This window comes from Halomonas sp. GFAJ-1, from assembly GCA_002966495.1.
GTDB lineage: Bacteria > Pseudomonadota > Gammaproteobacteria > Pseudomonadales > Halomonadaceae > Vreelandella.
Window position 1 is genome coordinate 2,714,731 of record CP016490.1, and the last position, 21,905, is coordinate 2,736,635.

20 protein-coding genes, 4 tRNA genes and 1 pseudogene are annotated in these 21,905 nt (G+C 51.3%); 13 read left to right on the forward strand and 12 right to left on the reverse strand.

Annotated elements, in window-relative coordinates; translation table 11 throughout:
- The first annotated feature begins 218 nt into the window (after positions 1-218).
- Together BB497_12170 and gcvT are read left to right on the forward strand one after the other, a co-directional pair.
- Positions 219-1,637, forward strand: a complete 1,419-nt coding sequence (locus BB497_12170) for a sodium:alanine symporter (GenBank protein ID AVI63401.1) — start codon at positions 219-221, stop codon at positions 1,635-1,637.
- Positions 1,638-1,746: 109 nt separating this feature from the next.
- Positions 1,747-2,859: a glycine cleavage system protein T gene (gcvT, locus tag BB497_12175; GenBank protein ID AVI63402.1), complete on the forward strand. Its 1,113-nt coding sequence runs from the start codon at positions 1,747-1,749 to the stop codon at positions 2,857-2,859.
- An 80-nt stretch (positions 2,860-2,939) separates the two neighbouring features.
- Here gcvT and BB497_12180 read toward each other — a convergent pair whose 3' ends face one another.
- The 3 genes from BB497_12180 to BB497_12190 form a co-directional block, all read right to left on the reverse strand.
- Positions 2,940-3,707: a peptidase M23 gene (locus BB497_12180; protein AVI64349.1), complete on the reverse strand. Its 768-nt coding sequence runs from the start codon at positions 3,705-3,707 to the stop codon at positions 2,940-2,942.
- Positions 3,708-3,823: 116 nt separating this feature from the next.
- On the reverse strand, positions 3,824-4,705 hold the full coding sequence (locus BB497_12185; GenBank protein ID AVI63403.1) for an acyltransferase: 882 nt from the start codon (positions 4,703-4,705) through the stop codon (positions 3,824-3,826).
- A gap of 160 nt (positions 4,706-4,865) precedes the next feature.
- Positions 4,866-5,762: a LysR family transcriptional regulator gene (locus BB497_12190; protein ID AVI63404.1), complete on the reverse strand. Its 897-nt coding sequence runs from the start codon at positions 5,760-5,762 to the stop codon at positions 4,866-4,868.
- Positions 5,763-5,909: 147 nt separating this feature from the next.
- Between BB497_12190 and BB497_12195 the strand changes: the two genes are divergently transcribed.
- On the forward strand, positions 5,910-6,608 hold the full coding sequence (locus BB497_12195; protein ID AVI63405.1) for a succinyl-CoA--3-ketoacid-CoA transferase: 699 nt from the start codon (positions 5,910-5,912) through the stop codon (positions 6,606-6,608).
- 86 nt (positions 6,609-6,694) lie between these two features.
- Positions 6,695-7,357 (forward strand): succinyl-CoA--3-ketoacid-CoA transferase, encoded by a 663-nt coding sequence (locus tag BB497_12200; GenBank protein AVI63406.1) that lies wholly within the window; start codon positions 6,695-6,697, stop codon positions 7,355-7,357.
- A gap of 48 nt (positions 7,358-7,405) precedes the next feature.
- On the opposite strand, the gene BB497_12205 is transcribed toward BB497_12200, so the two are convergent.
- Complete coding sequence (locus BB497_12205) at positions 7,406-8,173, reverse strand: DUF1338 domain-containing protein (protein ID AVI63407.1); 768 nt, start codon at positions 8,171-8,173, stop codon at positions 7,406-7,408.
- A gap of 116 nt (positions 8,174-8,289) precedes the next feature.
- A complete protein-coding gene (locus BB497_12210) occupies positions 8,290-8,553 on the reverse strand; it encodes a glutaredoxin (protein AVI64350.1) in 264 nt (87 codons plus the stop codon).
- Positions 8,554-8,693: 140 nt separating this feature from the next.
- Between BB497_12210 and BB497_12215 the strand changes: the two genes are divergently transcribed.
- Positions 8,694-9,119, forward strand: coding sequence for a hypothetical protein (locus BB497_12215; protein ID AVI63408.1), 426 nt, complete (start codon positions 8,694-8,696; stop codon positions 9,117-9,119).
- A gap of 262 nt (positions 9,120-9,381) precedes the next feature.
- Entirely contained in the window at positions 9,382-10,155 is a 774-nt protein-coding gene (locus tag BB497_12220) for a D-beta-hydroxybutyrate dehydrogenase (protein AVI63409.1), read from the forward strand.
- A 113-nt stretch (positions 10,156-10,268) separates the two neighbouring features.
- Here BB497_12220 and BB497_12225 read toward each other — a convergent pair whose 3' ends face one another.
- Genes BB497_12225 through BB497_12235 form a run of 3 tightly spaced genes read right to left on the reverse strand, consistent with a single transcriptional unit; the run spans position 10,269 to position 12,543 of the window.
- A complete protein-coding gene (locus BB497_12225) occupies positions 10,269-10,808 on the reverse strand; it encodes a two-component system response regulator (protein AVI63410.1) in 540 nt (179 codons plus the stop codon).
- A gap of 36 nt (positions 10,809-10,844) precedes the next feature.
- Entirely contained in the window at positions 10,845-12,119 is a 1,275-nt protein-coding gene (locus BB497_12230; GenBank protein AVI63411.1) for a two-component sensor histidine kinase, read from the reverse strand.
- A gap of 7 nt (positions 12,120-12,126) precedes the next feature.
- Positions 12,127-12,543, reverse strand: coding sequence for a hypothetical protein (locus BB497_12235; GenBank protein ID AVI63412.1), 417 nt, complete (start codon positions 12,541-12,543; stop codon positions 12,127-12,129).
- Positions 12,544-12,705: 162 nt separating this feature from the next.
- Here BB497_12235 and BB497_12240 point away from each other — a divergent pair, with 162 nt between their 5' ends.
- The gene (locus BB497_12240; GenBank protein AVI63413.1) at positions 12,706-13,746 is read left to right on the forward strand and encodes a dihydroorotase; all 1,041 of its coding nucleotides are present in this window, start codon (positions 12,706-12,708) and stop codon (positions 13,744-13,746) included.
- A gap of 115 nt (positions 13,747-13,861) precedes the next feature.
- Here the strand turns inward: BB497_12240 and BB497_12245 are convergent, their stop codons facing one another.
- Complete coding sequence (locus BB497_12245) at positions 13,862-14,569, reverse strand: 5'-methylthioadenosine/S-adenosylhomocysteine nucleosidase (protein ID AVI63414.1); 708 nt, start codon at positions 14,567-14,569, stop codon at positions 13,862-13,864.
- 56 nt (positions 14,570-14,625) lie between these two features.
- Positions 14,626-15,486 (reverse strand): bifunctional methylenetetrahydrofolate dehydrogenase/methenyltetrahydrofolate cyclohydrolase, encoded by an 861-nt coding sequence (locus tag BB497_12250; protein AVI63415.1) that lies wholly within the window; start codon positions 15,484-15,486, stop codon positions 14,626-14,628.
- A gap of 212 nt (positions 15,487-15,698) precedes the next feature.
- Between BB497_12250 and BB497_12255 the strand changes: the two genes are divergently transcribed.
- The 4 genes from BB497_12255 (at position 15,699) to BB497_12270 (ending at position 16,231) form a co-directional block, all read left to right on the forward strand.
- Positions 15,699-15,775 (forward strand) — tRNA-Pro (locus tag BB497_12255).
- Between the two features lie 92 nt (positions 15,776-15,867).
- Positions 15,868-15,944 (forward strand) — tRNA-Arg (locus BB497_12260).
- A gap of 104 nt (positions 15,945-16,048) precedes the next feature.
- A tRNA-His gene (locus BB497_12265) sits at positions 16,049-16,123 on the forward strand.
- Between the two features lie 33 nt (positions 16,124-16,156).
- Positions 16,157-16,231, forward strand: a tRNA-His gene (locus BB497_12270).
- 132 nt (positions 16,232-16,363) lie between these two features.
- On the opposite strand, the pseudogene BB497_12275 reads toward BB497_12270, so the two are convergent.
- Positions 16,364-19,738 (reverse strand): annotated as a pseudogene (locus tag BB497_12275) (ammonia permease).
- Between the two features lie 334 nt (positions 19,739-20,072).
- Between BB497_12275 and BB497_12280 the strand changes: the two are divergent.
- Both BB497_12280 and BB497_12285 read left to right on the forward strand, forming a co-directional pair.
- Entirely contained in the window at positions 20,073-21,314 is a 1,242-nt protein-coding gene (locus BB497_12280) for an amino acid dehydrogenase (protein ID AVI63416.1), read from the forward strand.
- Positions 21,315-21,455: 141 nt separating this feature from the next.
- Positions 21,456-21,665, forward strand: a complete 210-nt coding sequence (locus tag BB497_12285) for a hypothetical protein (protein ID AVI63417.1) — start codon at positions 21,456-21,458, stop codon at positions 21,663-21,665.
- A 28-nt stretch (positions 21,666-21,693) separates the two neighbouring features.
- On the opposite strand, the gene BB497_12290 is transcribed toward BB497_12285, so the two are convergent.
- Positions 21,694-21,879, reverse strand: coding sequence for a hypothetical protein (locus BB497_12290; GenBank protein AVI63418.1), 186 nt, complete (start codon positions 21,877-21,879; stop codon positions 21,694-21,696).
- Positions 21,880-21,905 lie beyond the last annotated feature (26 nt).

A 21,905-nucleotide genomic window follows, 5' to 3' on the forward strand; every position in this document is an offset into this window, starting at 1 on the left:
GGCTATAATTGCTGATGGAGATACTTTCTCTGCCTAAAGACGATATCACCATGGATATTTCCTGGGTAAATGGTGTAAAACATGCAGATCATGCGCTCTATACGGCCAACGCCGTGCAATAACAAAGCGTTTGATGACTGACATCCGGTTCATAAGACGGGCAGACAGTTGCCTGACACCCATAATAATTGAGCTAACGACAGGGTAAGGAGATACGCGTGGAGACATTAACTAGCCTCCTAGGGGCAATTAACGGTGTAGTTTGGGGGCCGTTAATGCTGATTTTGCTGTTAGGGGTAGGTATTTACCTACAGATTGGTTTGAAACTCATGCCGATTCGTAAGCTAGGCGTTGGCTTCAAGCTGATGTGGCAAGGGCGGGACCCTAAGCCTAAAAAAGCCGCGCCTGGTGAGAAAGCGCCTGAAAAAGCCAGCGATCATGGCGAAATTTCACCTTTCAATGCGCTAATGACGGCGCTATCCGCCACTATTGGCACGGGTAATATTGCAGGGGTGGCCACGGCCATTGCCTTAGGTGGCCCGGGCGCTGTGTTTTGGATGTGGATTACGGCGTTAGTCGGTATGGCGACAAAGTTTGCCGAAGCTGTACTGGCGGTTCGCTACCGTGAAACCGACAGTACCGGCCACCATGTGGGCGGCCCCATGTTCTATATCAAGAACGGCCTGGGTAAAAAGTGGCTTTGGCTAGGTGGGTTATTCGCCTTTTTTGGTGCGGTTGCGGCGTTTGGTATCGGCAATACCGTACAGTCTAACTCTGTGGCTGACGCCATGGATGCAAGCTTTGGTGTGCCGCACTGGCTTACGGGCATCATCATTATGGTGCTTGCCGGGGCGGTTATCCTGGGGGGCATCAAGCGCATTGCAAAAGTGGCCGGCAAGCTTGTGCCGATCATGGGTATTGCATACGTGATTGCGGGTTTGCTGGTGCTAATGGTTAACGCTAGCCAAATTGGTGATGCGTTTGGGCTGATTTTCTACTATGCCTTCAATCCTATTGCCGCTGCTGGTGGTTTTGCAGGGGCAGCCGTCATGGCCGCTATCCGCTTTGGTGTGGCACGGGGTATTTTCTCTAACGAAGCGGGCCTGGGTAGCGCACCTATAGCTCACGCGGCGGCTAAGACCAAAAACCCAGTGCGCCAAGGTTTGATCGCAATGCTGGGTACGTTTATCGATACCATTATTGTTTGTACGATCACGGCCCTGGTCATCTTGACGTCTACCGTGTGGATTGAGGGGGAAGCAGGTGCATCGCTGACCGCGCTTTCATTTGATGCGGCGCTACCAGGTTTTGGTAACCAGATTGTCGCGGTGGCGTTGGCTGTCTTTGCGTTTACCACTATTCTTGGCTGGTCTTTCTATGGCGAGAAGTGCTGCCAGTTCCTGTTCGGTACACGTTCTATTATGCTATACCGCGTGTTATTCGTATTAGCCATTCCGCTGGGCGCTATCGCGCAGTTGGGCTTTATCTGGCTAATGGCCGATACATTTAATGCCTTGATGGCTATCCCGAACTTGATCGCCCTGGCACTGCTATCGCCTGTGGTCTTTAAGCTCACCAAGGATTACTTTGCCGGTAAAGAAGTGCTGCCTGGTGAAGCGCTGGATCATGATAAATAGCGTTTAGCGCGTCATACGGATGTAATGACTCGCTATGCTGTATAAACAGCTATAGAGCCGGGAAGCCAACTACTGGCTTCCCGTTTCTTTTTTCGACCGAGGAAACCCCATGACTAACCTTAACCATACGCCGCTCCATGCGTTGCACACCAAGCTTGGCGCTAAAATGGCGCCCTTTGCTGGCTATGATATGCCGGTGCAGTATCCGTTAGGCGTTAAGAAAGAGCATGAGCATACTCGCCAGCGGTGTGGCTTGTTTGATGTTTCTCACATGGGGCAGATTCTGGTATCCGGTAAAGATGTTGCGAAAGCGTTAGAGACGTTAATACCGGCGGATTTGGTAGGGTTGAAGAAAGGCGAGCAGCGCTATGGGCTTTTCACCAGCACTGACGGCGGCATTATTGATGACTTGATGGCGGTCAATGCAGGAGACCACTTTTATCTTGTGGTTAACGCCGCCTGTAAAGACCAGGACATTGCCCATTTGCGTACCAATTTAGGCGCCACCCATGAGATCGAAGTGCTCGATCGGGGGCTGTTGGCGTTACAAGGGCCAGAAGCTCGCGATGTGATGGCGCGTCTCTGCCCAGAAGCCTGTGAGCTGACATTTATGCAGCATGGCCGGTTCACCTTGGCGGGGCAGGACGTATGGATCAGCCGCAGTGGTTATACCGGTGAAGATGGCTTTGAAATTTCCGTCTCCCGTGAGGGGTGTGAAGCACTTGCCGAACAGTTGCTTGCAGAGCCTGAGGTTGAAGCCATTGGTTTAGGCGCGCGTGATTCACTGCGTTTAGAAGCGGGATTGTGCCTCTATGGGCATGATATGGGTCTTGAGACGACCCCAGTAGAAGCCGGGCTTATTTGGGCCATTGGCAAGCCGCGGCGTCACGGAGGCGAGCGTTCTGCTGGCTTCCCGGGCGCCGATTTAATTCTCCATCAGGTGGATGCTAAAGACCATGTGCGTAAGCGGGTCGGTTTGGTGGCAGAAGGGCGCGCGCCGGTGCGTGAAGGAAGCGTGTTAGTAGATGAAGCGGGTAACGAGATTGGCGTGGTCACGTCGGGAGGCTTTGGGCCAAGCGTAGGCAAGCCAGTGGCACTTGGATACGTAAAGCGTGAATGGGAAGCGGCTGAAAGCGTTGTTTATGCGCTGGTGCGCGGCAAGCAGCTCCCCATGGTGGTGACTGCGCCCCCCTTTATTAAGCCTGGTTACTATCGCGGATAAAGTAAGCGGTTAGCTGCTAATATAGCGTAAAAAAGCCCCTGACATTCAGGGGCTTTTTCGTCACAGCGACTATTGTAGGGCTACCTTAATACTTGGCGCGGGTCGATAGGTTTGCCACCTTGGCGGAGGTCGAACAGTAGGTCATAGCGCTGGGTCGAGCTGCTTTGTCCGATTTCACAAAGTGGATCACCCGTGCTGACCTGTTGTCCGACTCGGACAAGAATGCGTGCGCATAAGGCATAGACCGTTTGAAGATTATCCGCATGGTGAACGATCACCACGTCACCGAGTTGCCGCATGCCGTCGGCGAAGCGTACCTCGCCCGGGGCCACTGCTTTAGCGTTTGCGCCTTCTTGGGTGGCTAGCAGCATCGGTTGTAGCGTGCCACGGCTATCTGCACCAAAGCGCCGAACGATACGGTAGTCCTCTAATGGCCATGGCCAGCGGCGTGCCGAGGCGGGCAAGCTGGCGCTTGGCGCTGGTGTCGATGGAGCAGCTGCTGGGCGGCTAGCACTGCTGCTTCCGCTGCTTGCACTACTACCAAGGGGCACGCTGACGATTTGACCAACCCGCAGCGCCGTTGCCGGGGTGCTGGGGTTGGCGCTCTGTAAGCGCCCAGAGGTAGTACCAAAATGACGTGCGATACTGGAGTAGGTATCGCCTGCTCGGATTTGGTAGCGGTAGGGGCCGCCTGAAGGAGCGCGCTCTTGCTGAGTAGGTATCAGCAGGCGCTGCCCCGCGCTTAAATTCTGTGCAGACACACCGGGGTTAAAACGTTCAAGACGTTCCAGTGGGACGCTGGCCCTTGCGGCTAGCTGTCCTAACGTATCGCCACGCTGTACTTCAATCCAATTGCCACTGATTTGGCTCGAGCTGCTGGGCGTAGGAACACGCTCGGTAGACGTGCCAGACCCGGCACAGCCCGCTAGCCCAGTGGCAAGTAAACAAATCACCATCCAGTGAGTTAATCGTGATCGGTTTGGTTGCCAAGCAAGGTATCTTTTTCCTGCCAGAGTGAATTGATCCATGCGTGGAAGCGTTCCTTGTGCTGCGGTTCTTGGTGATAGTTGGCATCAAGCATCCAATGGGGAACAGCCAGTTGCCTTGCTTCAAGGGTAATGGGGGCTTCTTTACCGCATAGAAACCCCCAAAAAGTGGGTGATGGGTTTTGGTAGCTAATAGTTACATCAAGAATACCATCCAATTGGTCGCCTAGCAGACTAATCACCTGGGCAATGCCGCCCGCTTTCGGCCTTAACAAATGCCGGAAAGGGCTGTTTTGGGCATCCCGTTTAGCCACTGTGAAACGCGTGCCCTCAACAAAATTAAGTATTGTAATAGGTGCGTTACGCGCCTGCTGACATATACGCTCTGTTGCTTCACGGTCGATAGTGGCGAGCTTAGGGTCTTTGGCAATCTGTTCGCGGCTGAAGCGACGCATAAAAGGAAACTCCAGCGCCCAAAATGCTAGCCCGACGATTGGGATCCATATTAATTGATGTTTTAAGAAGAAGCGTGGCAACGGTATTCGGCGGTGCAGCGCCATAAAAAGGATAAAAATATCGGTCCAGCTTCGATGGTTTGAAACTACCAGCCACCATTGATCGGTACTCAGGGTTTCAGGCGTATTAATAGTCAGGTTGGGTTTTAGCCAGCGCCGCATCCACCAGAGGTTAAGGCCTATCCAGTTTTGAGCGACAGCACAGAGCTTATTAAGTAGCCACTGTTTGCGATGACGGCCAGGCGTGATTACCTTGGCAAGCGTCAGCAGAATAAGAGGCACACCCCAAAAAAGCGTGCTAACTATCAGCAGTAAGACGCTGACAACTCCTTTCACAATAGGCATACCGCATTTCCTCGATACAAATTCTTCTGTTCAGCGCTCTGCACGTGAGTACGCCTTTAGACTGAATGCTAAAGGATCAAAGCGATGCTGCCCAGCTTAGCTGTTCACTATTGCACGGTTAGGGTGTTTTTATGGGACGTGCTAATGCTAGCAGCGTGCTTTAAAACGTTTCAGCTAGGCAAGGTGCTTTTACACTTTCGACAAGCACATTACGCAAAGCGTAAGCGGCGACTGATAACTCCTGCTGGGTGATTATACCTACCCGGCAAGCAATGCTTGGGCTATTTAAAGGAACGCAGCGGGCGCCTAGCGCCTGCATCTGTCTAATGCACATAGAGGGGACGGCACTAACCCCCAAGCCTTCGGCTACCATTCTACCTACCGTTGAGAGTTGGTGGCTTTCAAACGCTACGGGTAAATCAATTTTACGTTTGCCCAGTTCTAGTTCCAGCAAGCGACGAACCATCGACGGGCGCTGAAGGGTGATGAAGTCATCCTGTAAAAGCGTTGCCCATGAAAGGCTGCTAGCGTGTAAGGGAAATGTCGGCGGCACCACCGCCACAAACTCATCTTCAAATAGGGGTGTAAACGTTAGGCTGCCTGTTCCCTCTGGTGAGAAAGCTATGCCTATTTCGACTTGGCGGGAGCGCACCATGTCGATCACCTCTTCGTTAATCACATCGTGAACGGTGATGTTGATTTTGGGGTATTGTTGACGAAATTTAACCAGCGCGCCGGGCAGTAAGTTGCAGGCAAAAGATGGCATGGCGGCAACACTCAAACGGCCCAATTGAAGTGTAAATCGCTGGCGCAAGCGCTCCTCGGTGTTATCCCACTGCGCTAGCAGGTGTTTAGCAAGGGGGAGTAACGACTCTCCTTCAGGGGTCAGCCGCACGCTACGGGTGCTTCGGATGAGTAATTTACCGCCAAGCGAATCCTCTAACCCTTTGATAGCGAGGCTCAATGCTGGTTGTGAAAGGTGCAGGCGCTCACATGCATGGGTAAAGCTCAGGGTTTGGGCGACCGCGAGAAAGGCGCGCAGTTGTTTGGCAGTCATGTAGACTCTTTTATAAGTTTTTAAAATAAATTGATAAGAAAAACAAACTTAACAAATATATCATCAAGTACAACACTGGCACTATCCCGTAAGCAGCATCGTTAGGATCTGCTCAACGCACCACCGACAATAATGAGAGGCATAACAATGGCAGGATTCGATAAGCGAGTGTCTTCCTACGAGGAAGCAATGGAAGGTATCAAAGATGGGATGACGGTGATTGCAGGTGGCTTCGGCCTGTGTGGCATCCCCGAAAACCTGATTGCTGAGATTAAGCGCCGGGGGGTTAAAGACCTTTCTGTTGTGTCCAACAACTGTGGGGTTGATGGCTTTGGCCTGGGTCTGCTGCTTGAAGATCGCCAGATCAGTAAGATTTTTGCCTCTTATGTGGGTGAGAACGCAATGTTTGAGCAGCAGATGCTCAATAATGAAATCGATGTAGTACTTACGCCCCAAGGTACCCTGGCAGAAAAAATGCGTGCAGGCGGTGCCGGTATTCCCGCTTTCTATACCGCGACAGGTTACGGTACGCCGATTGGTGACGGTAAAGAGGTACGCGAGTTCAACGGTCGTCACTACATTTTAGAAGAGGCGATCACGGGAGACTTCGCAATTGTAAAAGGGTGGAAAGCCGACCGATATGGCAACGTGATGTATCGCCATACTGCGCAGAACTTCAACCCAATGGCTGCGACTGCCGGAAAAATCACCGTAGTGGAAGTTGAGGAAATTGTTGAGCCGGGTGAGCTGGAGCCAAGCCAAATCCACACGCCGGGTATTTATGTGGATCGCATTATTCAAGGCTCTTTCGAGAAGCGTATTGAGAAGCGTACGGTGCGCAGTTAATCGCGACACGCTTTTTAATTGCGACATAGCTTAATGCAATTACTCAACTCGATGACTCTCACGTTATTCACTACGAGGTAAGTACCATGGCTTTAACACGTGAACAGATGGCCCAACGCGTTGCTCGCGAGCTTGAAGATGGCTTCTACGTTAATTTAGGTATCGGCATTCCCACTCTGGTTGCCAACTACGTACCTGAAGGTATTGATGTCATGCTGCAGTCTGAAAATGGCTTGCTGGGCATGGGACGCTTTCCGACGGAGGAAGAAGTAGACTCGGATATGATTAATGCCGGTAAGCAGACGGTAACCGCTAGACCCGGTGCGGCAATTTTTTCTTCGGCTGAATCGTTTGCCATGATCCGCGGTGGTCATGTCGATTTAACGGTGCTTGGCGCCTTTGAAGTCGACCAGGAAGGCAACATTGCCTCTTGGATGGTGCCTGGTAAATTGATCAAAGGCATGGGTGGCGCTATGGATTTGGTCGCAGGCGCCGAAAATATTATCTGTACAATGACCCATGCGTCTAAACATGGCGAATCTAAACTGCTGGAGAAGTGTACGCTGCCATTAACCGGTGCAGGTTGTATCAATCGCGTTCTGACAGATCTCGCCTATCTTGAAATTAAAGACGGTGCATTCATTTTGAAAGAGCGTGCGCCGGGTGTAAGCGTTGAAGAGATCATTGAGAAAACCGCTGGAAAGCTCATTGTTCCAGATAACGTTCCTGAAATGACCTTTGATGAGTAATTTTGCTTACGTTGGCTGATTAAATTGGCGTGGGCACGCTTGTCGGGCTCACGCCATTTCACAGCGAGTATGAAAAGGCAGCAATATCTCAGCAATTCGCTCGTGGTCATCGTCCAGATGCTTTTGAATTAAGGCGAGGCCGCCAAGACTAAGCCGGTGTTCATCGCCGTTGTCAAACGCAATTTTCTGAGGCATAGCGGGATAAAAGCGATGTTGCAGCATTGATGAGACGGGGAATACGCCATTTTGCTGACTTTCGATACTTGGCATGCCAGCCGTTGCGAGTTGGGCATCGAGTGCTTCAAGTGGATTACCCAGAGCTATGCAATCAAAGCCTGCATGATGAAGTCGTGGGCCCATGACCGCTAGCCATGCTGCAAGTGGGTGGGCAGCTTGAAGCTGTTGATACAGTGTCCAGGACGGCATTGGCCAGGGACGCCCACGACAAAACAAGTTATGGCCTTTGCAATCTTCGGGATGGCTTTTTGCTACTAGGCCAGTGAGTGCTTCCCTGGGCGCTTTGCAAAGTGTGCCTAACTGCAGTTCTGCCAATAATAGCCAACTACCATTGTCATTAGGGGCGAGAAGGTGAATGAGCATCCCTTTATCTGCCATGGCGTAATGACCTACTGAACGGTACCCCATATGCGCTAGCTTGCCCGCCAGTATGTTCGCAGCAAAAGGCCCGTGGTTGAGAGTTACCAGCGTCAGGTATTCAGCTGGGGTGTTTAACGGCCACAGCCTAAGTGCCCCTAAATCGGGATGGGTATGAATATAGTCAAGCCACAGCTGTTGAATAAACTCCTCTCGCTGCATGGGGTAACCTCGCCGCCTATAGTTGACCCGTATGGGTTAAGTTCTTGGGCATTCAGTATAGGCAAGCAAGGGTACATTGGGTTCAACGGGTATTAACGGCATTTTTAACGCCAAGTTTAAGAGGCGAGTAGCTGTTTATTGCGCACATAGTGGTCGAATTCCGTAAAACCGCCAATGTGCTGTTGGTCGACAAATATTTGCGGAACTGTGTGAATTGGTTTGCCCGCAGTTTTTGCAATATCTTCTTTGGTAACACCCTCTGTAGGCATATCTACATAGCGATAGCCTTCAATTTTTCCTGTGCTTTCCAGGTGGTCAGCTAACTGCTTTGCGCGGACGCAAAAAGGGCAAGACATGCGACCAAAAATAACCACAAACATGGGTAACGCTCCTTTAAAATAGTAGGCTTTCAGTAAAAAATTACGGCCATTGTGGCGTAGCTGAGACGCTTTCGCCAATAGCACCAAACTACGTCCATCATTGAGGCGCGTTATCGGTGCCATTTGTTCAAGGAGAAGTGATGCAACGGTTGGCTCACCAGGAGTATCAGCACCTAGCGGCACTGGCGCTGGCGTATCGAGATGCGCACCTGCGCTCTATCAAAGAACATAGCCACTATAACCCTCGGTTAGGCGTAGACGCTTTATGCTTTGAACACCTCAACGAGACAGTTCATGGGGCTTCGCTGATGGTGGGAGCCTTGATGACACCTTGTGAGCTTTGGCTGATGGCGGTGCCCGAGCAGTCCATGCTGACGTCGCCGCTACCTGAGACGCTGTTGCTTGACTTACCTTCAGGGCGTTACTTGTTAGACCTGGAGCGGTTGCCTACTGGCTATGAAATCTACAAGCGCAGTGTCTTAGAGGATTTAAGCGATCTCGAAAGTATGCAGGATGCCGCTCGGTTAGCGCAGCAAATGATGTCGCGCTTAATGGCTCAGAGCTAAGTGCCAGAAGGGCAGAGTATGCAGACAGCCTAATGGGCTTCTATACTCGTAACCGTTACATCTAGACGCTTCGGTTGTCGTTATGAATAACCCCGATATCATCAACGTGTTCCGGCTTTTGATGTTCCTCTCTGATTTCTTGTAAATGGCCTAGTGTGACACGAGAGTGTCGACGAGTGCCGAGCGTTAAATTGACTATTTTTATGTCGCGTTTTTCAAGACCTGCTTTTCAACATCTAATTTAACCCAAAAGGAAATGCTAATGAGTTCTCCAGTAGCCGCAACCCCCCGCGTTGCTGTGGTAACCGGTACCACCACAGGCATTGGTGCCGCTGTTGTGAAACATTTTTGTGAGCTGGGCCATCAGGTTCTCGCCGTGGATTTCAATCCAAAAGGCAAGGAAGTGGCCGATGCGGCTGGCGCGGCGTTTTACCAGGCTGACCTAACTGATCCTGATGCGTGTCGTGCTGCTATCGCGGATGCGGTAAAGCGCTTTGGTGGCGTGGATATTTTGGTGAATAATGCGGGTATTCAGCACGTTGCGTCGATTGAAACCTTTCCTGAAGAGAAGTGGCGTCAAATTATTGATCTAATGCTCACGGCGCCTTTCATCCTCACTCAAGCGGCTTGGCCATCAATGCGTGAAAAAGGCTGGGGGCGAATTATTAATATTGCCTCGATTCATGCCCAAGTCGCCTCGCCCGGCAAGTCTGCGTACGTAAGTGCTAAGCATGGCATGATGGGGTTGACCAAAACGGCTGCGCTGGAAGGCGGCGAGCAGGGGATTACTGCCAACGCTATTTGCCCTGCCTATGTGAGAACACCGCTGGTGGATAACCAAATCGCCGATCAAGCCAAGCTGCACGGTATGGGCGAGCAAGAGGTGATTGAAAACATCATGCTAAAAAATGCCGCGGTTAAGCGTTTAATCGAACCAATCGAAGTGGCACAGATGGTAGCGTATCTCGCTTCTGACGCTGCTGGTGCGGTAACCGGTTCAAGCTGGAATATTGACCTAGGCTGGACAGCCCACTAACGCGATTATTTCCCCTGTTAGGGCGCGCCACTTATGCTGAAGCGTTTATAAGAGGGTGGTAACAGGGGAATTTGCTGATGCATAGATGTTTATTGACTGAACTTTAACGTGAGTTAACGGCGAACTGGGCGTTTTTGTAACTTGCGTTGTAAGGTTCGCCGGTGCATGCCCAGCGCGCGGGCAGTCGCTGAAATATTGCCATCGTGCTCTTGAAGCACTTTTTGGATATGTTCCCAGGTAATGCGATTGATAGAGGGCGGGTTATCGGCAAGCTCGATGTTGGGGTCGCCTTCCTGCTGTTCAAACGCATGAATAACGTCGTCCGCGTCAGCGGGTTTACACAAGTAGTTCACTGCGCCTAGCTTGATTGCTTCTACTGCGGTGGCAATGCTCGAATAGCCGGTAAGCACCACAATGCGGCAATGGGGCACGGTGATGAGCAGCTCAGGTAGTAGTTTAAGGCCCGAGCTGTGTTCGAGTTTAAGATCCAATGTTGCCATGGTTGGCACAAATTGCGCCGCTACCGTTAGTGCTTGGTCGGCATCGTGGGCAACCATTACCTCGTAGCCACGTCGGCTGAGCGCTCGGCTCAATACATGGCAAAACATTTCATCGTCATCAATAATTAGAAGGCGTTGCTCGTGCGTCTGCATGATGTCCTCGGTGTTGCTGCGGCTGCCATGCCGCTATTACCTATCTGGGGCGGAGCAGCGTGGAAGCGTTACTTCCGTTAACGTGCCACCTTCAGGGTGATTGTACAGTCTAACGCCGCCGCCAAAGCGGTTAATCGTGGCATGGGTTAAAAACAAGCCAATTCCCATCCCTTTGCTTTTTGTAGAGACGAAGGTATCGCCAAGCTGGTCAGCGATGGACATAGCAATCCCGGGGCCATGATCGCGTATATCGATAATGACGCTCTCTTCCTGCCAATCTAACCGAATGGCAATCTGCTCTGGATTTGCATCGGCGGCATTGTTTAATAAGTTAGTGAGTGCTTGGTCAAGGGTAGCATCCACGGCAAGCCAAGGGCGGCCACGCTTCTCGTTAACATCGAAGTGGTGGCTAACATCGGGCCTGATAACCAGCCAGCGCTGCACTACGCCTGCCAACCACACTTCTGCATCAAGCACTTCAGGTTCAGCCATACGCCGCCGATCCGCATTGGTAACTAAGTGCTGCAAACGCGACTTGCACACATCGACCTGCTGGCGCAACAGCGCAATGTCTTGCTGAAGCACGCTGTCCCTAAGTGCTTCATCTTGCATCTCTTTAAGAAGCACCGCCATGGTGGAGAGTGGGGTGCCTAGTTCGTGTGCAGTGCCTGCGGCTTGGGTAGCCACTGCTAATACCTGCTCGTTGCGCAGAGCAGATTCCCGAGTGAGCGACAAGGCTTTATCCCGGTTGCGAAGCGCATGCGCCATTTTATAAATAAAAAAAGTGACCAGCCCCGCCGATAAGCCAAAGTTGAGCCACATGCCCAGCACGTGAAGGCTGAGTGGGCCATCGCTATTGATGTGGCCTAGCTGCGGAATAGGGTGATAGTAAAACATCAAAAACGTATAACCCGCCATAGAGCAGGCGGCCACTGTCCAGGCATGCCGCCAGGGTAGCGTGGCGGCTGCAATGGTCACTGGCACTAGGTAATAGGTAATAAACGGGTTGGTAGAGCCACCGGAAAAATAAAATAGCAGTGTTAAACCGGCCACATCGGCTAATAAGTGGGAAAGGTATTCAATATGTTTTACCGCCCGGGGCCTGCCAAGACGCCACCAAGTCGCAATATTAAGCACGCCCATAGCAATGACCACGCCGACCACTGCTGTAACGGGTAAATCAAACGCTAAGAATTCGATGCCGACAATAATCGCCAGTAAAAAGCCTGTCCATGTAATGCCTCGGACAATGGTCAATCGAACCAGATTGCGGTTTGGCGTTGACAGTGGCAGGGGAAGGGCGGTGGGCATAACGAGATTATCTACCTGATATTTTAACACTATGAATGACAAATTTGATAAATAGGGTCATGACAAAGGTCATCCACCCGGCTGAAGCTAAAAAGTTAAACAGCAGCATTTTGGGTGGAAGCCAGGCGCTACCTACGATGGCTTCAAGCATAATGTGGAAAAACATTGCCAACAGTAGTGGCAATGCAAGGGTATGAATCCACATATCTGTTCGCCGCTTACGGATATGGTAGCGCCCCAATAAATAGCGCATGGGGCGGTGAGCCCAGCTAATAAGTACCAAGGCGCCAACCACAAACAGCATTGCCACAGTGGGTTCGGTACTGCCTTTGTACATTGAAATAGAGATCGACCAGGCAAGCCCAAGCCACATTAACCCTTCAATGCTGGCGATAATGTCTGCATAGCGACGCACGTTCTGCATAAACAACGAGATCCTTGATCCTACAAAGTGCCGCCATGATACGACACTTGATGAGGGCTGTGGGGCACAACGGTAGATTTATACCCCGCAGTATTGGGTATACTGTGCACTCTCTAATGCTCTGCCCGATTACTCTACAACCAGATAAGCACAGGACTTGCCGTGGACGCTATTACGTTAACCCGCCCTGATGATTGGCACCTTCATTTACGTGATGATGAGGCGCTAAACGCCGTGGTAGGCCATACCGCCGCCCAAATGGGTCGAGCGATTATCATGCCAAACCTCAAGCCCCCCGTGACCACCACCGAGCAGGCCATTGCTTACCGCGAGCGCATCTTGGCAGCGCTACCCCCTGGGAGTCGCTTTGAGCCGCTAATGACGCTCTACTTAACCGATACAACGCCTGTCAGTGAAATTGAAAAAGCGGTTGAAAGTTGTGTAGTGAAAGCCGTTAAGCTCTATCCAGCGGGGGCAACGACTAATTCGGCCTCTGGCGTTACCGATATTGCCCACTGCGATGAGGCAATTGCGATGATGGCCAAGTTGGGTATGCCATTATTGGTTCATGGTGAAGTCACCGATAGTGATATCGATATTTTCGACCGTGAAGCAGCGTTTATAGAGCGGGTAATGAAGCCCCTGCTAGCGAGGCATCCTAGCCTTAAAGTGGTTTTTGAGCACATTACGACCCAGCAGGCTGCGGAGTTTGTTGCCGCTGCGCCCGGCAATATTGCAGCTACCATTACTGCTCACCATTTGCTATTTAACCGTAACAAGATGCTGGCGGGTGGCATTCGCCCCCATTACTACTGCTTGCCGATTTTAAAACGCGAACAGCATCGTCTGGCGTTACTAAAAGCTGCGACCAGTGGAAGCGCTAAGTTTTTCCTGGGTACCGATAGTGCTCCCCATGCCCAAGGTGATAAGGAGTCGAGCTGTGGTTGTGCAGGTGCGTATACGGCGCCTGCCGCGATTGAACTGTATGCAGTCGCGTTTGAAGAGATGCAGGCGCTGGATAAGCTTGAAGCCTTTGCCAGCTTAAATGGTCCGCGTTTTTACGGACTTTCCCCCAATACTGACACCATCACGCTGGAACGCCGTGAATGGCGTTTGCCTGAACGCTTCCCCTACGCCGCAGGGCAGGACATCATTCCGCTTATGGCAGGTGAAACCTTGCCGTGGGCACTTAAAGACGCCTAAAAGCGGCGCCTGGCAAAGCGCGCTATCGAGCAGATGTAGCCCTCTATCTAGCGCTAGCTAGCAACATAAAACGGAGCCATTGGGCTCCGTTTTATGTTGTGTTTTGCGTTGTCGACTAGGTGTTGCCGAGCGTTATAAGCATTTGATCAACCATGCGGGACGAGTGGTCTGCGGCGATATCTAAGAACTGTTCAAAAGAGAGATGGTTGTCGCCGCTGCCAGGTATGTCCGACAGCGCGCGGATAACCACAAACGGGCATCCGTAGAGATGGCAGGTTTGTGCAATCGCGGCACCTTCCATTTCAACCGCCAGCATCGTAGGGAACTGAGCGCGCGTTGTGGCTACGCGTTCCGGATCGGCCATAAAGGCGTCCCCTGTGGCGATTAACCCTTCACGAACGTTTACTTCCCCCAGCGCTGCAATGGCGCCACGTGCTAGATCGCGTAACTGCTTATCAGCCTGATAAGCGGCGGGCATGCCTGGAACTTGTCCTAATTCATAGCCGAACACGACGGCGTCCACATCATGGTGACGAACTTCATCAGAGATGATGACATCGCCGATATTTAGATCGGTAGCGAAGCCGCCTGCCGAGCCGGTGTTAATAACAGCGTCAGGCTGATGACGCTCAAGCAGGATAGCGGTGCCTACGGCTGCGTTGACCTTACCGATGCCTGACTGCAACACCACCACCTCTAACCCATAGCGCGTACCGGTATAGAATACAAAACCGGCGTGTTCATAACGCGCAGCATTTTCAAGCTGGCTGGCTAAAAGGTTAACTTCTTGCGCCATGGCGCCAATAATTCCAATCCGTCGCACGTTAAGGTGCTCCTTGGTTGCTCAGTATCGTCTTAAGGCGGCGTTTCTTTAAGCCCTTATAGAGCTTTGTCGTGGCGCTCAGCGGCTTCTAGGGTGTTTTCAAGCAGGGTAGCAACCGTCATTGGCCCTACGCCGCCGGGCACCGGTGTGATAAAGCTGGCGCGTTCAGCGGCGATGGTAAAGTCGACATCTCCCATCAGTGAGCCATCTTCTTGTCGGTTAATACCTACATCGATAACAATAGCGCCAGGCTTAATCCATTCGCTATTAACGATGCCAGGCTTGCCAACAGCAACCACCAATAGGTCAGCACGACTAACATGCGTTTGCAGGTTCTGAGTAAAACGATGGCAAACCGTCGTGGTGCAGCCCGCGAGCATAAGCTCTAGTGCCATTGGGCGGCCTACAATGTTAGAGGCGCCTACAACGGTGGCATCTAAGCCACGCACCGCAATCCCGCTTTGCGCCAGCATGGTCATAATGCCTTTAGGCGTACAGGGCCGCAGCGACGGCATTCGCTGGGCTAAGCGGCCAATGTTGTAAGGGTGAAAGCCATCAACATCCTTATCAGGACGGATGCGCTCTAAAATGGGTCGTGCATCCATATGGTCTGGCAGAGGTAGTTGAACCAGAATGCCATCAACCGCAGGGTCATCGTTTAGCTGATCGACTAGGGTTTCCAGCGTTTCCTGCGTGGTGTTGGCGGGCAGGGCGTGTTGAAAAGAGAGAATGCCCGCTTGCTCGCAGGCACGGTGCTTGTTGCTGACGTACACGTGAGACGCTGGGTCTTCTCCGACCACTACAACGGCTAGTCCGGGTACTCGAGCGCCGGCTTGCTGGCGTGCGCTGACTTTTTCGGCAACGGCGTGACGGACATTAGCGGCGATGGCTTTGCCATCGATGAGTTGGGCGACCATGTAATGAGATCCCTATGCGAGGTTGAAGAGCAAAGCAGACTGCTAAATACGTGCAGCAACGCGCTTTCTATTAAGGAGCAATTTTCGCATGCTAGGGCGGGAAGGCAAAGCATCTATCGAATCAATCACTTTAGGTGTTGACTTTAAAATTAGAAGTAGTAATATATGCCTCGCTTGAGACGAGATACGCAGCAGCGTCTAAGGTAAGAAATCGGGATGTAGCGCAGTCTGGTAGCGCGCCTGCTTTGGGAGCAGGATGTCGGGGGTTCGAATCCCTCCATCCCGACCACATGCCTAGCGCGGAAGACGGCAGCTTGCTTTTCCAGACTTTGGTTGTGGTCAAGTGCTCATCAGTATTCAGCTAGATAGAATGCTTCATGTGCGCCTATAGCTCAACCGGATAGAGCAACGGCCTTCTAAGCCGTAGGTTGCGGGTTCAAGTCCTGCTGGGCGCGCCATTAATGATATAGATAATTACTTTTAACAAGGTAATTAGATCTAGATTAAAAAATGGTGTACGTGAGCAGTGATCAAAAGTAGTCCTTAAAGTACTTCATCTATGGTGGATGTAGCTCAGTGGTAGAGCCCCGGATTGTGACTCCGGTGGTCGTGGGTTCAATCCCCATCATCCACCCCATTGATGTAACGTACTACTCAGTTTTAGGTTGTGGTGGATGTAGCTCAGTGGTAGAGCCCCGGATTGTGGCTCCGGTGGTCGTGGGTTCGATCCCCATCATCCACCCCATTAACCTATCAACACATTTGCAACTCTTTCATAAATGGCTGAATTCTTTTTGAGCCAACCTTCCCTATAGATCTTAATCCCTTAGCTTAATTACCTTTGTTTTGCATTGTCGCCTTATCCCCCAGCGTCATTCTATCTTGGCATTACCCTTATGCTATTGTCAGTTGTTTCTGTAATAGCCTCTGGCCTGCCCAGCAGATAACCTTGTGCGTACTCAATTCCTAATGATCTTAGCGTGTCCAGTGTTTCCTGAGTTTCGACATGCTCGGCAATAGTATCGATTTCTAATGCTTTTCCCACCGCGTGAATTGCTTGTACCATAGCCTTGTCAATGGGGTCGTGGTGAATGTTGCGTATAAAGCTGCCATCAATTTTTATATAATTCACGGGTAGTTGCTTAAGATAGCTAAACGAAGAAAGCCCTGTACCAAAATCGTCTAATGCGAACTTGCAACCGAGCGCTTTTAGCGATTGGATTAATTCGCTGACTTTTGAAAGCTGCGCAATGGCAGTGCTCTCGGTAATTTCAAAGCATAAGCTTCCTGCTGGTAGGCCCGCTTTACGTACTTGTTGAATCAGTTCATGGCAAAAAGCACTATCTGAAAGTGATTCTCCAGACAAGTTAATGCCCCAGTAGCCGATTTCGTTATCATCTGAGCCGCGGTGTCGATCCGTTAGCCATGCAAGCGTATTGCGAATTACCCAGCGATCAATCCGTGTCATAAAGTGGTAACGTTCGGCGGCAGGTAGAAAACTGCCGGGCGAAATAAGTATGCCGTTTTCCTCGAGACGTAACAGTATTTCTTGGTAGCCAGGTTTTGTCCCACAAACGGCGCTGACTGGCTGAGCAAAAAGTCGGAAGGTGTCATTATCAAGAGCGTTTTGTAACCGTTGAATCCATTGCAGCTCGCCATGGCGCTCTAATAAATGGCGGTCACTGGGTTGATGGCTATGAATGCGGTTTCTTCCGGCTTCTTTGGCGATGTGGCAGGCGGCATCAGCGGCATGAAGGGCATCTGATAAGTGCATAGGGTGTGCAGGTGTGATCGGCACCAGGCCAATGCTAACGCCAATGCCAAACGTGTGGTTTTGCCAAACAAACCTATAGCATTCGATGTCAGTACGCACTGCTTCACAAATATGTGCGGCTTTGTCTAATGGGCAGTCTGGAAGAATAAGCGCAAACTCATCACCGCCAAGGCGAGCAACCGTGTCACTGTTGCGCACGTGGGTTTTTAGTTTTACCGCTACTTGCCTTAACAGTTCGTCGCCCGCTAGGTGGCCGCAGGTGTCATTAACAATCTTGAACTGGTCTAGATCTAAGTAACAGAGAACATGCGAGTGCTCTGGGTGTTCGAGCAGCTTGGTTAACACGGTTTCAAATGCACGGCGGTTGACTAATCCGGTTAGATTATCGTGAGTTGCTTGGTAGTTAAGCTGTTCAGAGAGTTTTTGTGTCAAGCTTACGTCTTGGAAAACAACCACGGCGCCTAATGTGATGCCCCGCCGAGAGCGAATCGGTGCTGCACTGTGTTGGATTGGGTGGCGCTTGCTGTATCGGTGTAATAATTGGCAGTGTTCGCTGTATTGAACGGCTTCGTGCTGGGTGAGCACCTGGCGGGCAGGGTTGTTAATCAGCTGCTCGTTAACGTCATCATATAATTGATAAACTATTTGTATCGGCTGATTAATGGCATCCTCCAATGTCCAGCCGGTGAGCCGTTGTGCTTCTGTATTCATAAAGGTGATGTTGCCGCTTACGTCACAGGTAATCACTCCGTCGCCGATGGATGCCAGTGTTATGCGAGCAAGGTCCCTTTCTCGATTCAGTTGTTCCTGAAGCTGTTTGCGTTCGGTGATATCTCGCACCATGCCTGAACACTCCGAGGCCGAGCCAATGGCGCCTTCGCTTACCTGAATCTCTAAGTAGCGCACCTGCTGCTCTTTTGTGCGTAGTTTAACTTCATGACGTGCGCCGGGGTGGAGGGTGTTATTGGGAAATAGTTTGCTGACGGGTTGGCCAACTAGCTGTTGAGCGTTTACCCCAAATAAAGCTTCTGCGCCGGGGTTTAGGCCGGTTAGAGTGCCGTCAGACTGCCATGTGATCACACCATCGCGTAATTTGCGGAGCATCACTTGCGTATGGCCTACGGCGCGCTCAAGGGCGGCGGAAACCCGGTTGTAGCCAGCGGCAATCTCGCCTACTTCAGTAAATGGGTCGGCGTCTATGCGTTGGTGCATATCACCCTGCCGCTCGTGTTGTCGCATATGCTCAAGGAGCTGGTGAAGCTCATTTTTTGCGCCATGCTCTGCCAAGTTAAGACCCATTTTTTCAGCGTCTTCAGAGACACGCAGGGGTAAAAAGCGCTGTGTTACGCTGAAGAGCAGCCAGGCGATGCCAAAGCTCTATGCACCACAAACCATCACGCCGATCAATTGGATTCCAAATTGGTCTGTTCGGCTTAGCGCGGTGCCTAAAGTACTCATATCGGCAAACCAGGGAAGTGCTAATGTTCCCCAAACGCCCGCCACTAGGTGGGCAGGTATTGCGCCCACTGCATCGTCAATGCGGCGCTTTAGCAGCCACTCGCTCGAAAGAACCATAAGAACGCCGCTGACACTGCCAAGTAAAAATGCGGCTGATAGTGAAAGGACGTGTGCCCCTGCAGTTACTGCCACTAGCCCTGCTATTGCGCCGTTAATCGCGTACATCACATCGGCATAGCGTCGTATGCGCCAGCCCACTAGCATGGCTGATAAGACTCCGCCTACAGCACCCAGTAGGGTATTGGCGAGAATGCCGGGTACTGCACTGCTAAGCGTTAAAGTGCTTCCTCCATTAAAGCCAAACCAGCCTAAAATCATGAACAGGGCACCAAGCATCGCGAGCGGCAGATTTCCTGCAGGAAACGTGGCGGGCGGTTTATCAGGCTGGAAGCGCCCATGCCTTGGGCCAATAACTAATACGGCGGCTAGCGCCACCCACCCACCGACACTGTGAACTACTGTTGCACCTGCGAAATCGACGAAGCCTAGTGCTGCTAGCCATCCAGGTGATCCGCCTAGTAGGCCGCCCCATGCCCAGTGGCCAAATATGGGATAGATAAGCAGAGCGATCCAAAAGGCCGTCCATAGGTAGCCGATAAATGTCATTCGCTCAGCCACAGCCCCCGCCACGATAGTCGCTGCCGTGGCACAAAACATGGCTTGAAAAATAAAGACCGTTATCAGCCAGCTGTTTGCCGATTCAAGATCCCAGCCAAACAATGATGTGCCAATCCAGCCTGAGTGGGAGGCTCCAAACATCATCCCAAAACCAGCAAGCCAAAACACACTGACGGCGATGGCAAAGTCCGCTAAGTTTTTCATGGCGACGTTGATGGCATTTTTAGTTCGTGTTGTGCCAGCTTCAAGGCACAAAAACCCCGCTTGCATAACGAAAACTAATGCGGCTGCCCACAACACCCAAAGCGTATCGATTAACGTAGTGTCAAAACCGTAAGACATTGGCAAACCCTTGTGCAGTATTGGTGCGTATTCAGCACTGCTATGGTGCTACTAGCTGTCAGGCCCGCTTCATCAAGCCCTGATAGACCTTTTCGTTACGCACACTGATAGATGGGTAACCGTGGTGCTGATAGATATTAAGCAATTGTTGTGCCGCGTTTAGTGAAGTCATCCGTATTTGTGTTTTTTGCGACATGAATATCTAAAAATACACTAAAAAACAGTTTTTATGACTGTGTTAAAGCTTGTCAGATAGTGATATTTTTCAACAAGTTACTTGCGCAGCTACCTGGGCTTATATGCGCAATCATTGTTAAGAAAGGAGTGCATCAAAATGGCGCGTCAATCGGTGGTGTTAGGGGCAGGAATGGTAGGCGTCAGCATTGCATGGCACTTACAGCAGCGTGGTCACCAGGTGACACTCGTCGATCGCAGCCAGCCTGGCCGTGAAACCTCCTTTGGTAATGCGGGCATTATTCAGCGGGAAGCAGTTAGGCCTTACCCCTTTCCTCGGGACATGAAGACTATTCTCAGCGTATTGCCGAATAACCGTGTGGATATTCGTTATCGCCCGGCGGGCATGTTTAATGCAGCATCACCTTTGCTTAGCTACTGGCACCACTCATCTTCGCGGCTTTATAAGAAAATTATTCCTGAGTGGGCTTCATTGATTGAGCTCTGCTTAGAGACCCATGGGCCAATGATTGAAGCCGCTGGCGCGGATCATTTAGTTCGCCGTGAAGGGTGGTTGGAAATTTATCGTACGCCTGAAAAGCTTGCCAAACGTGTGAAAGAGGCAGAAGAGGCGCGAGCGCTATATAACGTGCAGTTTGCGGTGTTAGATCGTGCTGCTCTGACTGCGAAAGAGCCGGATTTAAGCAGTGATATTATCGGGGCTATTCATTGGCTCGATCCATGGACAGTTGCCGATCCGGGTGGGCTAGTAGCTGCATACGCTGCTTCGTTTGTTGAGCAAGGCGGACGAATCTTGCAAACCGATATTAATGGTTTCCAGCAAGAAGGAGAGGGTTGGAAAGTCGATACTGCTGCTGAAACGTTAGAAGCCGATGAGGTTGTCGTGGCGCTTGGGCCGTGGGCAGGTGAGTGGATGAAAAAATTGGGTTACCACTTCCCGACCTTTGTTAAGCGTGGTTACCACATGCACTATGCAACGCAAACCAATGCTAAGCTTAATTACTGGCTGATGGACGCAGAGGTGGGCTATTTGCTGGCGCCTATGAACGCGGGCGTGAGGCTGACGACAGGCGCAGAGCTTGATCGACTTGAGTCGCCGGCTCATGAGCAGCAGTTGGGTGCCGCCGAAAAAGTGGCTCGCACCGTTTTTCCGCTTGGCGAGCGGTGCGACGCAGCTGCTTGGAAAGGCGCACGCCCATGCTTGCCGGATATGAAGCCGGTGATTGGCCCAGCACCGCGTCACCCAGGGCTGTGGTTGGCATTTGGCCATGGCCACCAAGGGTTTACGTTGGGGCCAGCCACAGGACAGTTGCTTGCCGATATGATGGAAAATAAGCCAACGGCTATCGATATGGCGCCGTTCCGCGCAGACCGTTTTTAATTAGCACGGCAGAGGGTATTAAAGCTGCCCTAGAAAGCGACCTATCTGATGAGATGTCTGAACCTAGGTGATGAGAAATTTGGTGTGAAGGTCCCGGATTTGCTACGCTTGAAGCGTATTTTTTGAAATGTGAGGTGAAATATGGATGTTGCCGCAAGCAATGCAGTAAGCACCGCTCTGTACATGAACCAAGCGCAAACCGCTGAGCAAGCTCAAATGCAAGTTTTTAGAGAGGCACTTGAGGATCAGGCTAACCAAGTAACAGAGGTTCTGGCATCATCAACTGCGGGTGCTGAGCCGGATCTTGCGCAAGAGGGTAGCCTAGGTACTCAGGTCAATACATTCGCATAGATGTTTTGCAAAGAGCTATCACAAAGAGCTATTGCAAAAAGCTATCGTAAAAAGCCATCAAAAAACTGTCAAAGAGGCCTCGCGTAAGCAGTCGCTTTTCTGGAATGTACCATTTCAAACGTCGGTTATCCGGCGTTTTTTTGTGCATTGTTTTTGCTTGAGATACATGGTCGTCACCTCGTGGTATGCCGTTATGGCCTAGTTGCGTTACCATATACCCACTCAAGCGCCGCTGTTGTA

Coding starts and splice junctions, on each gene's coding strand:
- gcvT (AVI63402.1), top strand. CDS start 1,747: ATGACTAACCTTAACCATACGCCGCTCCATGCGTTGCACACCAAGCTT.
- BB497_12185 (AVI63403.1), bottom strand. CDS start 4,705: ATGCCTATTGTGAAAGGAGTTGTCAGCGTCTTACTGCTGATAGTTAGC.
- BB497_12190 (AVI63404.1), bottom strand. CDS start 5,762: ATGACTGCCAAACAACTGCGCGCCTTTCTCGCGGTCGCCCAAACCCTG.
- BB497_12195 (AVI63405.1), top strand. CDS start 5,910: ATGGCAGGATTCGATAAGCGAGTGTCTTCCTACGAGGAAGCAATGGAA.
- BB497_12200 (AVI63406.1), top strand. CDS start 6,695: ATGGCTTTAACACGTGAACAGATGGCCCAACGCGTTGCTCGCGAGCTT.
- BB497_12205 (AVI63407.1), bottom strand. CDS start 8,173: ATGCAGCGAGAGGAGTTTATTCAACAGCTGTGGCTTGACTATATTCAT.
- BB497_12210 (AVI64350.1), bottom strand. CDS start 8,553: ATGTTTGTGGTTATTTTTGGTCGCATGTCTTGCCCTTTTTGCGTCCGC.
- BB497_12215 (AVI63408.1), top strand. CDS start 8,694: ATGCAACGGTTGGCTCACCAGGAGTATCAGCACCTAGCGGCACTGGCG.
- BB497_12220 (AVI63409.1), top strand. CDS start 9,382: ATGAGTTCTCCAGTAGCCGCAACCCCCCGCGTTGCTGTGGTAACCGGT.
- BB497_12225 (AVI63410.1), bottom strand. CDS start 10,808: ATGCAGACGCACGAGCAACGCCTTCTAATTATTGATGACGATGAAATG.
- BB497_12230 (AVI63411.1), bottom strand. CDS start 12,119: ATGCCCACCGCCCTTCCCCTGCCACTGTCAACGCCAAACCGCAATCTG.
- BB497_12235 (AVI63412.1), bottom strand. CDS start 12,543: ATGCAGAACGTGCGTCGCTATGCAGACATTATCGCCAGCATTGAAGGG.
- BB497_12250 (AVI63415.1), bottom strand. CDS start 15,486: ATGGTCGCCCAACTCATCGATGGCAAAGCCATCGCCGCTAATGTCCGT.
- BB497_12280 (AVI63416.1), top strand. CDS start 20,073: ATGGCGCGTCAATCGGTGGTGTTAGGGGCAGGAATGGTAGGCGTCAGC.
- BB497_12285 (AVI63417.1), top strand. CDS start 21,456: ATGGATGTTGCCGCAAGCAATGCAGTAAGCACCGCTCTGTACATGAAC.
- BB497_12290 (AVI63418.1), bottom strand. CDS start 21,879: ATGGTAACGCAACTAGGCCATAACGGCATACCACGAGGTGACGACCAT.